Annotated in this window: 9 protein-coding genes; 2 read left to right on the top strand and 7 right to left on the bottom strand. The window is 69.0% G+C overall.

Going from position 1 to position 13,525, the window contains the following annotated elements; translation table 11 throughout:
• Positions 1 to 94 precede the first annotated feature (94 nt).
• The 3 genes from ACFU5O_RS08435 to ACFU5O_RS08445 form a co-directional block, all read right to left on the bottom strand.
• Positions 95 to 277, bottom strand: a complete 183-nt coding sequence (locus ACFU5O_RS08435) for an SPOR domain-containing protein (protein ID WP_384238017.1) — start codon at positions 275 to 277, stop codon at positions 95 to 97.
• 196 nt (positions 278 to 473) lie between these two features.
• Positions 474 to 2,198, bottom strand: coding sequence for a purine-cytosine permease family protein (locus ACFU5O_RS08440; protein ID WP_384238020.1), 1,725 nt, complete (start codon positions 2,196 to 2,198; stop codon positions 474 to 476).
• Positions 2,199 to 2,361: 163 nt separating this feature from the next.
• Positions 2,362 to 3,114: a GntR family transcriptional regulator gene (locus tag ACFU5O_RS08445; protein WP_384238023.1), complete on the bottom strand. Its 753-nt coding sequence runs from the start codon at positions 3,112 to 3,114 to the stop codon at positions 2,362 to 2,364.
• A 229-nt stretch (positions 3,115 to 3,343) separates the two neighbouring features.
• Between ACFU5O_RS08445 and ACFU5O_RS08450 the strand changes: the two genes are divergently transcribed.
• Complete coding sequence (locus tag ACFU5O_RS08450; protein ID WP_384238025.1) at positions 3,344 to 4,777, top strand: translation initiation factor 2; 1,434 nt, start codon at positions 3,344 to 3,346, stop codon at positions 4,775 to 4,777.
• A 97-nt stretch (positions 4,778 to 4,874) separates the two neighbouring features.
• On the opposite strand, the gene ACFU5O_RS08455 is transcribed toward ACFU5O_RS08450, so the two are convergent.
• Entirely contained in the window at positions 4,875 to 6,449 is a 1,575-nt protein-coding gene (locus tag ACFU5O_RS08455; protein WP_384238028.1) for a S8 family serine peptidase, read from the bottom strand.
• 200 nt (positions 6,450 to 6,649) lie between these two features.
• Between ACFU5O_RS08455 and ACFU5O_RS08460 the strand changes: the two genes are divergently transcribed.
• A complete protein-coding gene (locus ACFU5O_RS08460) occupies positions 6,650 to 7,759 on the top strand; it encodes a threonine synthase (RefSeq protein WP_384238031.1) in 1,110 nt (369 codons plus the stop codon).
• A gap of 271 nt (positions 7,760 to 8,030) precedes the next feature.
• Here ACFU5O_RS08460 and ACFU5O_RS08465 read toward each other — a convergent pair whose 3' ends face one another.
• The 3 genes from ACFU5O_RS08465 to ACFU5O_RS08475 form a co-directional block, all read right to left on the bottom strand.
• On the bottom strand, positions 8,031 to 9,884 hold the full coding sequence (locus ACFU5O_RS08465) for a trypsin-like serine peptidase (protein WP_384238033.1): 1,854 nt from the start codon (positions 9,882 to 9,884) through the stop codon (positions 8,031 to 8,033).
• A 91-nt stretch (positions 9,885 to 9,975) separates the two neighbouring features.
• Entirely contained in the window at positions 9,976 to 11,808 is a 1,833-nt protein-coding gene (locus ACFU5O_RS08470; RefSeq protein WP_384238036.1) for a trypsin-like serine peptidase, read from the bottom strand.
• A 118-nt stretch (positions 11,809 to 11,926) separates the two neighbouring features.
• A complete protein-coding gene (locus ACFU5O_RS08475; protein WP_384238039.1) occupies positions 11,927 to 13,513 on the bottom strand; it encodes a S1 family peptidase in 1,587 nt (528 codons plus the stop codon).
• Between the last annotated feature and the right edge of the window lie 12 nt (positions 13,514 to 13,525).

Consider the following 13,525-nt stretch of genomic DNA (forward strand, 5'->3'; position numbering starts at 1 on the left):
GCGGCGCCGCCTGCGGGCGCCCCGGCGAGCGGCCGTCCGGCCTCCCCGCCGACGGTCCACCGAGTCTCTCCGACCCGGCGGGCCCCGCAGGGTTCTACCTGGGCGTGGTCTGCCCGACGCGCTCCACCCAGTAGAGCTGCTTGTGGCCGCGGTCGTCGAGGCTGTCGGCGATCTTCTGCGCCTCGTCCTCGGTGGCGTACCTGCCGACGCGATAGCGGTTGCCGTTGTCGTCCTGGCGGATCACCAGCCAGGGAAGCATCGCGCCACCGTCGCTCATCCCACCCCTCCCGCTGCCGGCCTGCACATCCTTGACGATCCCCAGGAAACCGCACTCTGCATATGCCTGAGCCTACGCCTGACATTTACGCAGCGGATACGTGTTTTTACAAAGAGATACGGATTTGGCCAGGCTCCGGACGTCGGCAGGGGGCGCACCTGGCCGGGTGCGCCCCCTCGGAGAGGTTCGGCGGTCGTCACTCCGTTCGTGTCGTCGGCAGCGGCATCAGTACGGGCCCGGCTGCCGCGGGGTTCTTGCGGCAGGCGTCGCCGCACTCGGCGTCGAGCGAGCAGCACAGTGAGCAGACCGGGCCGGACCGGACGGGACAGTCCGCGATGTCAGGGAGCTCGTACGCCGTATCGCAGCCGGTGCAGGTGTGGGTCGCGGTGATGTCCGCCGCACCGGCTTCCGGGCCCTGCCCGGCGCTTTCGGCCCGGGAGTACGCCCACACCGGGTTGGGGCGGGCCACGTAGTACTTGCCCTTGGTGGTCCAGGCGATCAAAGGGCAGAGGACGAGGGCGAGTCCGGCGGCGATGAAGGTGGAGAAGGCCTCGGCGTACCGCCCGAAGACCCCGAAGAAGGCGAGGATCGAGACGGTCGAGGCGATGACCATCGCACCGAAGCCGGCCGGGTTGACGGCGTAGAGATAGGCCCGCTTGAACTCGATGTACGGCGGGCTGAGCCCGATGCGTTTGTTGATGACGAGGTCGGCGGCCACGGCGGCGATCCAGGCGATGCCGACGTTCGAATAGAAGCCGAGCAGCTTGCCCAGCGCCGCGAACATGTTCATCTCCATCAGCGTCAGCGCGATGGCGAGGTTGAGGAAGATGTACCAGACGCGGCCAGGGTGCCTGTGGGTGATGCGTGAGAAGAAGTTGGACCAGGAGAGCGAGCCGCTGTAGGCGTTGGTCACATTGATCTTGACCTGGGAAACGATCACGAAGAGTGCCGCCGCGGGCAGCGCCACCGATCCGAGCCAGGGCTTGAGCGCCTCGACCTGAGGGGCGATCGGCTCCAGGGCGTGTGTCTTGCCCACGGCCTCCAGCGCGACGAAGGCGAGGAAGGCACCACCGAGCTGCTTGGCCGCGCCGATGACGACCCAGCCGGGCCCGGCGGCCAGCACGGCGAGGTTCCAGCGGCGCTTGTTCTGCTCGGTCCTGGCGGGCATGAAGCGGAGATAGTCGGCCTGTTCGCCGATCTGGGCGATCAGCGAGAGGGCCACGCCCGTTCCGAGCCCGAAGCCGATCCACGAGAAGCCCGCGCCGGCGCCCTCCGTACCGCCGAACGAGGCGAACGCCCCCCAGGAGTCCGGGGCTTCGAAGGCGAGCACCACGAACGGCAGCACCATCCCGACGATCCACACCGGCTGCGTCCAGGCCTGCAGCTTGGCCAGCGCCCCCATGCCCTTGAAGACGATCGGGATGACGATCAGCGTCGTGACCAGATAGCCGATCTCGACGGGCAGCCCCACGGCCTGATGCATGGCCTGCGCCATGATCGAGCCTTCGAGGGCGAAGAAGATGAACGTGAACGAGGCATAGATGAGGGAGGTCAGCGTCGAGCCGAAGTAGCCGAAGCCGGCGCCCCGCGTGACCAGGTCCATGTCCAGGCCATAGGTGGCGCAGGCGCGGGCGATCGGAATGCCGGTGAGAAAGATGATCACGGCGGCGGTGAGGATCGAGGCGAGCCCGCTCGTGAAACCGTAGGTGAAGACGATCGACGCGCCGATGGCGAAGTCGGCCAGATACGCGATCCCGCCGAGCGCCGTGCCTGCGACCGTCAGAGGCGACCAGCGTCGGAAGGAGTGGGGGGCGTAGCGGAGCGAGTAGTCCTCGCGGCTCTCGTCGGCGGCGAACTTCGCATAGCTGCGCTTGGGCGGCGCAGCCTCTTCCCGGGTGTCGCGGGTGACCGTATCCGTCATGAGGATTCCTGTCGTCCGACCGGATTGCAGGTACGGACGAGCAAGGTAGGAGCCGGTCGTGACGGACCGGCACAGACAGCGGTTGCCCGCGCGTTACGGAAGCGGAGTGCGCGTTAACTCGACGTCACACCGGGCGAAGCGCCCGTCCGGCACACGGCGACGGTCACCGCACCGGCAGGTGATAGGAGATCCGGTAACGGTCGGCGGGGACGACGACGTCCGCCGTCTCCACCGCACGTCCCGACGCGTAGTACGTCCGCTGGATGACCATGACCACATGACCGGGAACGCCGCCGAGCGTCACGAGCTCCTCCGCCAGCCCCGGCCGCGCGCCGACCTCCTCCGCCACGTTGTCCACGACCACATCGATGGCGCCCATACGCTCGACGACCCCGCAGCCGCCGAGCGGCCCCTCCTCCGGCAGCATCACGGGCGTGCGCCCCGTGATGGCGAGCGGCTCCCACGAGGTCGACAGCATCATCGCCTCGCCCGCGTCCCGGAAGACGTAATGCGTGCGCATCACGCGCTCGCCGGTGCCGATTCCCAGCCGCGCGGCGACCGCCGCGCTCGCCTCCACCTGCTCGCTGCTCGACTCCCAGGTACCGCGGGTGCCCTCCGCCGCCTGCTCCTGGCGAAAGGGGCTGGCACCTGACGCGGACCGGTACCCCGAGCGGGAGATACTGCGCGGCACGGGCCGCTCGCGCACATAGGTGCCGGACCCGGAGCGGCCCTCGACCAGACCCTCGGCCATCAGCACTTTGCGCGCCTCGAGTGCGACGGTGTCCGACACCCCGTACTCCTCGCGGATGCGGGCCTGCGAGGGGAGGCGGGTGTGCGGCGGCAGCGAGCCGTTGACGATCTTCCGGCGGAGATCGCTCGCAACGCGTAGATAGGCGGGCTGCTCACCGAATGTCACTGGCCACTCCCAACAGGTTGACAGACAGCAACAGCGTGGCAACCGTCGGTTGTCCTCCGCAAGCATGGGCCAGAGTTTCACCCGAAGTGATGAGCCCTCTTTGCGCTGGGTCTTACCGCAGGTATGACACTCTCTTCGGGCGGGCGTGCACCGAACCCCTCCTGACCGCGGGCCGGTTCGCGGAGCCGACGCCCTACCCGGAGTACGACGACGAATACAGGGAGGGCGAGTGACCGCTGTACTGGAGGGGCTCGCGGTCAACCCGGCCGCGCCCGTCGGCCTCCTGCTGCGGCTGTTGGAGCCCGAGTACGAGGCAGCGTGGTCCGCGCTGTGCCGGGAGCGCCGCGAGATGCCGGGCCCGGTGGTGGACGCGATCGTCGAGCATCCCGAGCGCAGGGTGCGGGCTGCGTTCGTTCGCAATCCCCATGTGGACGGGGAGATCCGGGGGCTCCTGGTGGACGATCCGGACTGGTTCGTACGGTGCGCCCTCGCCGGCCGGCCGGTCCAGGACTGGACTCCCCGGTATCTGCCGGACTGGGTCATCGACCGGATGTACACGACGTACGACAACGACGGCCTGGGGGAACTCACCGCGTCACGGCAGGTGCCGTCCCGTGTCCTGATCGAGCACGCGACCCATCCCATGGCCGGGCTACGGTCGAACGCCGTGAGCATGTGGCCGTCCCTCTCCGAGGAACGGAAAGCCGCCCTGCTCGCCGATCCGCATCCGGCCGTCCGCAAGTCGGCAGAGCGGCGAGTCGCGTGGGACGACGCCGACGAGACGGACCGGCAACTGCGGGAGCTGCCCTCGCACCCGAACCACGCCCGCAACCACCTTCTGGTGAACTGTCGGTTGTCCCGAGCGGTGGTCGAGGACCTCCTGGACAATTACGAGGGAGACGGCCACTGGGTGCTCGCTTACAACTACAGCACCCCGCCGGACATCGTCGCGCGGATGGCCGAGGACCCGGACCCGAAGGTCAGACGGGAGGTCGCCTGCCGCGAGGAGTTGGACCGCGCGCTGGTCGAACTGCTCGCCGGGGACCCCGACCCCGACGTCCGTACCGCCGTCTCCGTACGCCCCGAGCTCACCGAGGCCGAGCGCGCGGCGATCGACCACGTCGTCTCCACGGACAAGGACTTCGGGCCGTTCCCGGACCACCACCGGGCGCCCCTCGCGTATGCCCGGTCCGCGCATCCGCTGCTGCGCCGACGTGTCGCGTACAACCGGAACCTACCCGCAGACCTGGTCGAGCTGCTTTCCGGAGACGACGACCTGGGCGTACGGGTGCTGCTCGCGCAGAACCATCCGGAGGCGCCACCGGAGCTGCTGCTGCGCTGTTATCTGGAGTACGAGGGCAAGGAACGTGACCTGCTGACCGAGAATCCGCGGTTCCCGGGCGCCGGGCTCGCGGCGCGTTTCGCGGATGCCGACGATCCTGCCCTGCGCCGGCTCGCCACGCTCGACCCCGGCCTCGCTCCCGCCGTCGCGGACCGGCTCACCCGCGACCCGGACCCCGCGATACGCGCGGCAGCCGCCCGCCACCCGCGACTCCCTCTCGATCGGCTGCTCGCCCTGCTGGACGACGAGGCGGCGGCACGGGACGCGGCGTCGAACCCCGCGCTCCCCCGGCCCGTGATGTACGAGCTGCTGAAGACCTGAGAAGAGGGGCGGCCGCTCCCCGCGGCGCCCCTCACTGCTCACTGCTCACTGCTCACTGCTCACGTCGCACTTCTCCGCGGGCAGCGCCCATCGGGCGTCAGAACTGCAGACCCCAGGAGTCGATCTTCCCGGTGTCGTAGCGGGCGTTGTCGCTGACCCGCAGCTTCCACGTGCCGTTCGCGGCCTCCGAGGAGGCGTTGACGGTGTACGTGGTGTTGATGTTGTCCGTGCTGCCGCCGGTGCCGTACGACTTCAGCGTGTACGCGGTGCCGTCCGGGGCGATGAGCTGGACCTGGAGGTCACCGATGTAGGTGTGCGCGATGTTGACCGGCACCTGGAGGGCTGCCGGGGCGTTGCCCGCGACTCCGCTGACGGTGACCGGCGATTCGACGGTGGCGTTGTCATTGATCGCGAAGTCGGCGGCGTTCTCGAACTTCGGTCCGGGCGGGGTGGTCGATCCGCCGCCGACGTACAGCAGGCGGTTGGGGGACCCGGAGCCGGGGCTTCCGACCACGTTCGGAGTGGCCGCGGTGGTCAGGGCCGTGGAGACCTGTGCCGGGGTCGCCGTGCGGTTGTCGGCCAGGTAGAGCGCCGCCGCTCCCGTCACGTGCGGGGTCGCCATCGACGTACCCGAGATGGTGTTGGTGGCGCTGTCGCCGCTGTTCCACGCGGAGGTGATGGAGGATCCCGGCGCGAAGATGTCCAGAACGCTGCCGTAGTTGGAGAAGCTCGAGCGGGCGTCGCTGCTGGTGGTCGAGCCGACGGTGATCGCCTCGGTGACGCGGGCCGGAGAGGTGTTGGTCGCGTTGGCGCCGTCGTTGCCCGCCGCGATGGCGTAAGTGACGCCGGAGGCGATGGAGTTGCGTACCGCGGTGTCGAGCGCGGTGTCGACGCCGCCGCCGAGGCTCATGTTGGCGACGGCCGGCTTGACGGCGTTCTGCGTCACCCAGTCGATGCCCGCGACGACCTGCTCGGTGGTGCCGGAGCCGGAGTTGTCGAGCACACGGACACCGACGATCTTGGCCTTCTTGGCGACACCGTAGGAGGAACCCGCGACCGTGCCCGCGACATGGGTGCCGTGCCCGTTGCCGTCCTGTGCGGTGTTGTCGTTGTCGATGGCGTCGTAGCCGTACGAGGCCCGCCCGCCGAAGTCGCTGTGGGTGATCCGCACACCGGTGTCGATGATGTACGCGGTGACACCCTGGCCCGCCGAGTCGGGGTAGGTGTAGCTCTGGTTGAGCGGGAGCGCCTTCTGGTCGATCCGGTCCAGGCCCCAGGACGGCGGGCTCGGCTGGGTGCCGGAGATCGTGAAGACACGGTTCTGCACGACGGACTCGACCGCGGGATCCGCGGCGAACTTCTTGGCCTGCGCCTCGGAGAGCTCGACGGAGTACCCGTTGAGCGCGGCGTTGTACGTCTTCTTGATCTTCGCTCCGTACTCCGCGGCGAGGGCCTTGCCCGCCTTGGAGCCGGCGTCGGCAGCCGACTCGTCGAGGGTGACGATGTAGCTGCCGGCGATGGCGCCGGGTGCGTCGGCGTTCTCGATGACGCCTTCCGGCGCGGCTTCGGCCGCGGTGGCCGGGAGTGCGGCTGCTGCGCCGAGCGCGAGGGTGGCGACTGCTATGGCACCGGCCGCGGACAGTCTTCGCCGCGAATTACGCATCACGGACATGTGAGGGGTCCTCCTCATTGGTGGTGCGCTGCTGTGGGGGAAATGACAGAGACATGACAAGCGATTGCTTGGGCATCCGCACGATTTCCGTGCTGCTGCTACGCCTCTGCCGTCCGAAAGATTGACGGACCCATAGGAATCCCACAAGAGCTTTGCAGGCGACGTAACACGTGTGCCACACAACTGCCATCCTCGGTCACATGACTGCATACCACTGTCCGATGTGCGACGTACGTTCCCCCGTGGAGGCCCTGGCCTGGAGCTGCCCGGAGTGCCAGGGTCCATGGGACCTCGACTTCGATACGTCCGCCGTGGTGTACAACTCGCTTTCCGGGCGCGTCGATTCGCTGTGGCGTTACGAAGAGGCCCTGCCGTTGTCCGCGTCGAAGGCCCGTGCTGTCTCCCTCGGCGAGGGCCGCACCCCGCTCGTACCTCTCACGGACACCGTCACCGCCAAGCTCGACTTCCTGATGCCGACCCTGTCCTTCAAGGACCGCGGGGCGGTGATGCTCGCGGAGCTGGCACGGCAGTTGCAGCCGCGGCGCGTGATCGCCGACAGCAGCGGCAACGCGGGCAGCGCGATCGCGGCGTACTGCGCCCGCGCCGGGCTGGACTGCACCGTATACGTCCCCGCCACGACCTCCCGGAAGAAGGTGGAGCAGATCGGGGCACACGGCGCGCATCTCGAAATCGTGCCCGGCGACCGCGAGGCCACGGCGCGGGCGGCACGCACGGCCGCCGACGAGGACGGGGTCTTCTACGCCTCACACGTCTTCAACCCCTACTTCCTGCACGGCACGAAGACCTACGTCTACGAGATCTGGGAGGACCTCGGTGGCCGGCTGCCCGAGGCCGTCGTCGTCCCCGTCGGCAACGGGACGCTGCTGCTCGGCGCGGCGCTCGCGATCGACGAGCTGTATACACACGGGCTGATCGACGCCCGTCCGGCCCTGATCGCGGTGCAGGCGGCCGCCGTCGCACCGCTGGCCTTCGCGTTCCGGGCCGGCGCGGACGACGTGCTGGCACCGGACTTCACGACCCACACCCTCGCCGAGGGCATCGCCATCCCCTCCCCGCCCCGCGCCCGCCAGATCCTCACCGCTGTGCGCGCCACGGGAGGGACCTTCCTCACGGTGACGGAGGATCAGATCCGCGCGGCGCAGCTGGACCTCGCCAGGCGCGGGCTGTACGTCGAGACGACCGGAGTGGCGTGCTGGGCCGCGGTCGGAGCGTACGGACTGGGCGACCGCACCGCCGTCCTGCCGCTGTGCGGTGCGGGGCTCAAAACCGGGACGGCGGCGGCGCCTTGACCATCAGCCGCGTCCACCCCCGCTCCGGACCGAGGCACGGCCGCGCGGTGCGACCAGGAGTGCATTCGACCCGCCGGGCGCCGATGTTCCGGGCCGGCTCGCCGCCGGAGGTGCGGTTGCCGACGATCTGCTTCGGGCGCGGAACTCCAGGGCCTACGAGGCGAAGCTTCCGGCCTGCGGCGGGAGAAGCTCCGGGTGGCCTCGGACGGTCCCCCGGCGCTCCGCCGGCCTTGATGACGCCTCGGTGGACGACGAGCCGGTGCCCGGAGGGTCACTGCACCGGCCTCGCCTCGTTGTGCAGGCCCGCCTTGTCGACGTCCGGATGCAGGGTGACGCTCCCGTCCCGCCAGCGGACCAGGACATCGTTGCGTTCGGTGCCGGGGCCGAAGGCTCCCGCGGTCACGACGTCTGCGCGGGACCACGGGGACCTCGGCGGACGGATCTTGATCTCACCGTGCAGGCCGGCGAAGTCCACACCCGGATGGATGGTGGTTTCACCGTCCACCCAGCGGACCAGCAGGTCGTCGGAGTTCCTGCCGGTGAACCTGCCCGAGCTGATCTGTACGGCATGCGGCCAGGTTCTGTTCGGCCTCGCCAGGAAGGTGCCCCTTCTCACCGCCTTGGAGTCGACGTCCGCGTACATCGCGACGGAGCCGTTCGCCCAGACGACGACCAAGTCGTCCCGCAACGCACCCGGGGTGTGCCGGCCGACGGCGATGAGCCTGGCGTTCTGCCAGTTCGCGTGTTTGGCCAGGGTCTTCTCGTCGTGGAAGCCCGTCTTGTCGACGTGCCGGTACTCGCTCAGCTCTCCGTCGCTCCAGCGCACCACGAGCCCGTCGGTGCCGCTGCCTGCGAACCTCCCGCCGGCGATGGCCCGCGCGTGCCTCCAGATGCTGCCCGGGGCGGCGAGCCGGTACACGGTGGAGAACGGATGCCGCGGATCCCCGGTGGCGCTTCCCTGGTACAGGACGACCGAGCCGTCGGACCAGACGACGAGCAGGTCGTCGCCCTTGTCACCGGCGAAGTCCCCGGAGGCCAGCAGTCTGGCGTTCTGCCACTGCTCCCATCCGCCCATGGCGAAAGGGAGGGCCGGCTGGACGTACGGACCGAAGTCGTTGTGACGGCCGTTGTCGGCATCGTCGTAGAGCCGGAAGAAGCGGTCGCTGTACACAGGGCTGTAGCTGATGCGGTTGTACGCCGGGTGGCTGGCGGGGACGCCCGGTCCGCCGCCGTTCCAGCCGCCCACGTTTCCGATGATCTTGCCGGTGCCCCGGGCACGGTCGAGCGTGGCGAAGAACGGCCCGCCGGACACACCGTCCCACATGCCTGCGCAGTCGATCCGCATCTGGTTGTAGCCCGGCAGAGCCTGAGTGCGACCGGTGCACTGGACGGGCCGGTCCCGCGGGTTGCGCCCGACGTGGGGGTACCCGATGGTGGTGACGGTGTTCTCCGGTGCGGCGGGGCGGGCGAGGGTGTTGCCGCCGACGGTGTCCTGGAGGTTCCTGGTGCCGCTGGGCTTGACCCGGGCGAACGCGTAGTCCAGGTCGGACTCCGGACCCTTGCTGTTCCTCACGTACCGCTTGTCGGCGAACCATTCGTCAACGGGCCAGATTCCGTAAGGCTGCCGTTCGAGCGTCTTGGACGGATCGTACTTCGGGACGAAGACCGCCTTGCTGTTGAGACAGTGCCCTGCCGTCAGGATCAGGTTGCGTCCTTTGCTCTGCACCGCGCCGGCAGTGCAGTAGTGCGTCCGCATGCCGGCGCCGGCGGTGAACAGGATGCCGACGGAGGAGATGCCCGCAAACTGCCGCCCCCCGTACGCTCGGGCGCGTGGTGACGTGCCGCGCCCGTTCAGGGCCGAGCGGGGGCGGCCGGAAGGATCGGTGGCGGATGCGATGCGCTCCGGCGTCCAGAACTGCAGCGCCTCGGCCAGCGACCAGGCGTCGTCATCGGGCCGCTCCGGCGTGCCGGCCAGGTCCGCTGCCGCGGAGGAAGCGCCGGACGGCGGACTCGTGGGCGCAGGTGCCGGCCGGCCGGCCGCCAGGGAGACGGGGCTTGTGACGGCAGTGGCCAGGGCGCAGCACGCAAGGGAGACGGCGACGCGGGCCACGAGAGGTTTACGCAACAGGGAACTCCGTTGAGGGGATACGTGGGCGCAGCGCGTTGTCCGCGGCACGTGCGAGGGATTCGGCTGGGAAGCGGCAGGGCGGGCCCGGTCAGCCGACGAGCTGTACTTCGCCGTGTGTGCCGGCTCCGTCCACATCCAGGTAGTAGCTGACGTTGCCGTCGTTCCAGCGGACGAGGACGTCGTCGCGATCGCCGTGCCCGGAGAAGGCTCCGGCCGCGATCAGCTCGGCGTTGGCCCAGGGGGATTTGGCGGGGCGGATCTTGGTCTCGCCGTGGAAGCCCTTGGTGTCGACACCGGGATAGATCGTCGTCTCGCCGTCCTTCCAGCGCACCAGCAGATCACTGGTCTTGCCACCGGTGAACTCACCCGCACTGATCTGATCGGCATACGTCCACGTCTTGTCCGCCTTGACCAGCTGGCTCTCCTTGCGGACACCGTTGGTGTTCAGATCCGGATACAGCGACACCGTGCCGTTCGCCCAGACCACCAGCAGATCGTCCCGCAGGCTGCCGCCGTTGAACCGCCCCGCGGTCACCACCTTGGCGCTCTGCCACGCCGCCGCGGCCTTCGCCAGCATCTTCTCCTCATGGAAACCCTGCTGATCGACATGCGTGTACTGGGTCACCTCACCATCGACCCAACGCACCACCAGACCATCACTGCCACCAGCGGTGAAACTCCCACCCGAGATCGCCCGGGCGTGCTTCCACACACTGCCCGCCTTCGCCAACTCGTACCGCGCCGAGAACGGAACCTTCGCGTCACTGCCCTCGGCACCCTGGAACAACGTCACCGAACCATCCACCCACACCACAAGCAGATCGCTCCGCCGACCGCCGGTGAACTCGCCCGCGGCCATGAGCCGGGCCTGCCGCCACCGTTCGGCGTCACCGAGGGAGAAGGGCGGCGCGGGCGGCTGGTACGGTCCCGGGTCGCCGTGGCGGCCCTGCTGGGCGTCCTCGTAGAGCTGAAAGAACCGGTCGCCGTAGAGCGGGCTGTAGGTGATGCGGTTGTACATCGGGTCGCTCTCGGGGACATGAGGGCCTCCGCCGTTGTAGCCGCCCACGTTTCCGATGATCTCTCCGGTGCCCGTTCCCTTGTCGTCGAGCCGGGAGAACCACGGGCCGCCGGAGACCCCGCCCCACATGCCCGCACAGTCCACGCGCATCTGCCGGAACGACGGCAGAGCCTGTGTTCGGGTGGCGCACCGCACGGGCCGGTCCTCCGGATTGCGACCGATGTTCGGGTATCCGATGACGGTGACGTCGTTGTCGGCCGACGCAGGTCGGGCGAGCGTGTTGCCGCCGACGAGATCCTGCAGGCGTTTGTCGCCGTTCACCTTGACGCGGGCGAAGGCAAAGTCGAGGTCGGAGGTCGCGTTCCTGCTGTTGCGCTCGTAGCGCGGGTCGACGAACCACTCCTCCACGGGCCAGATGCCGTACGGCTGCTCGGCCATCGGCTTCGCCGGATCGTAACGGGGAACGAAAACGCCTTTCGCGTTGGTGCAGTGACCGGCGGTCAGGATCAGGCTGCGATCGCCGCTCTGCACCGTGCCGGCGGAGCAGTAGTGCGCACGCATCTCCTTGTCCACGCCGAAGAGCATGCCCACGGACCGGATGCCGTCGAAGTGCACGGCCGTGTCCGCCCGCGCGAAGGCACGCCTGCGTGGCGCGACAGTCGTACGGCCGGAGGGATCGGTCGCGGTGCTGATGCGCTGCTGGGTCCAGAACCGGAGGGCTTCCTCGACGGTCCAGTCCCCGTCGACATCGCTGTTGCGCTGGGGCGCGGCGGTCTGCCGAGAGGGCGGATCACCGGCGGGACGGGGAGCGGCTGTCGCCGCATGCGCGCTGCCGAGGACGAGTAACACACCGCACAGGGCTGCCAGGGCGGCGTGGCGGTGGGGACGACTTCTGAGGAACAAAGCTGGTACTCCGGAAGCAGGAGAAGCTGGACTGGCCGGACCGTCGGGTAGTGCGGTGGCGGCCCTCCCGACCTTCCTGTCGGGCGAGGGCCGCCACCGCTGCACGTGGGCGTGTGCCTCAGCCGGCGATCTGGACCTCGCTGTGCAGCCCGGCTCCGTCCACACCGGGGTGGAGCGTCAGCTTCCCGTCGTTCCATCGGACGAGGACGTCGTTGGGAACCTTGTTGGCGGTGAAGGCGCCCACGGTCAGTACCGTGGCGTTGGCCCAGGGGGATTTGGCGGGGCGGATCTTGGTCTCGCCGTGGAAGCCCTTGGTGTCGACACCGGGATAGATCGTCGTCTCGCCGTCCTTCCAGCGCACCAGCAGATCACTGGTCTTGCCACCGGTGAACTCACCCGCACTGATCTGATCGGCATACGTCCACGTCTTGTCCGCCTTGACCAGCTGGCTCTCCTTGCGGACACCGTTGGTGTTCAGATCCGGATACAGCGACACCGTGCCGTTCGCCCAGACCACCAGCAGATCGTCCCGCAGGCTGCCGCCGTTGAACCGCCCCGCGGTCACCACCTTGGCGCTCTGCCACGCCGCCGCGGCCTTCGCCAGCATCTTCTCCTCATGGAAACCCTGCTGATCGACATGCGTGTACTGGGTCACCTCACCATCGACCCAACGCACCACCAGACCATCACTGCCACCAGCGGTGAAACTCCCACCCGAGATCGCCCGGGCGTGCTTCCACACACTGCCCGCCTTCGCCAACTCGTACCGCGCCGAGAACGGAGCCTTCGCGTCACTGCCCTCGGCACCCTGGAACAACGTCACCGAACCATCCACCCAGCGCACCAGCAGGTCCATGTGCCGTTTGCCGTTGGCGGAGCCACCGGTGAAGTACCCGGCGGCCAGGAGGTCGGCCTTCTTCCAGTCGGCGCGGGACAGCAGACCGCGCAGGGTGATCTGCCGGATCCAGTCGGCGACGTCATCGACGCGGGTGCTCACGGCACCCTTGCGGGCCTCCGCACCAGATCCGAGGCAGCCTCCCTGCCACGAAACGCTGTTGACCGCGGCCAGTTCCACCTTGCCGTCGGACTCACGCAGAGCCGGACCGCCGGTGTCGCCCTTGCAGATGGCCGCGCCGGCGGACGTGGGCTCGAGGGCGACGGTCGTCTCCCCGGCCGCCTGCACGGAAAAGGCCCCGACGTGGGCACGGTTGGGCACCCATTCGTCCTTGGTACGGCCGTAGCCGACGGCCTTGAGCTCCTCGCCCTCCCGAGGGACGGACGAACCGATCCGGACGGGCGCCACACCGGTGACCGGTGTCGCGAGCTTCGCCATGACCAGGTCCCGGTCGTCACGCGGGACGAGTTCGACGACGTCGACGACGCTTCCACCCGTGGCCGTGAGGTCGGCGCGGCCGATGGTGGCAGTGGTCTTGAGCTTGGGGGCGCCCGCCACCACCTTCGGCCCCTGGGCCGGATTGTCGGCGAAGCAGCTGGCCGCGGTGATCAGCCACTGCTGGTCGACCAGGGTGCCGGTGCAGCTGCGCTGTCCGTTGCCTATGTCGAGTTTCGCGGTGAAGGTGTACTGGCCGTCCTGGGGGCTGTCCCCCACAACGGCGTGGGCGGGGGCGCCCGCCAGTGCACCGGCCGTGACGGCGATCGCCGAGAGGATGGATACGACCGTGGCGCGTTGGCGTATGCCAGACATGTTCATTCCTTG

It is taken from the genome of Streptomyces sp. NPDC057445 (assembly GCF_042802855.1).
Classification (GTDB): domain Bacteria; phylum Actinomycetota; class Actinomycetes; order Streptomycetales; family Streptomycetaceae; genus Streptomyces.

Coding starts and splice junctions, on each gene's coding strand:
- ACFU5O_RS08435 (WP_384238017.1), bottom strand. CDS start 277: ATGAGCGACGGTGGCGCGATGCTTCCCTGGCTGGTGATCCGCCAGGAC.
- ACFU5O_RS08440 (WP_384238020.1), bottom strand. CDS start 2,198: ATGACGGATACGGTCACCCGCGACACCCGGGAAGAGGCTGCGCCGCCC.
- ACFU5O_RS08455 (WP_384238028.1), bottom strand. CDS start 6,449: ATGTCCGTGATGCGTAATTCGCGGCGAAGACTGTCCGCGGCCGGTGCC.
- ACFU5O_RS08460 (WP_384238031.1), top strand. CDS start 6,650: ATGACTGCATACCACTGTCCGATGTGCGACGTACGTTCCCCCGTGGAG.
- ACFU5O_RS08475 (WP_384238039.1), bottom strand. CDS start 13,513: ATGTCTGGCATACGCCAACGCGCCACGGTCGTATCCATCCTCTCGGCG.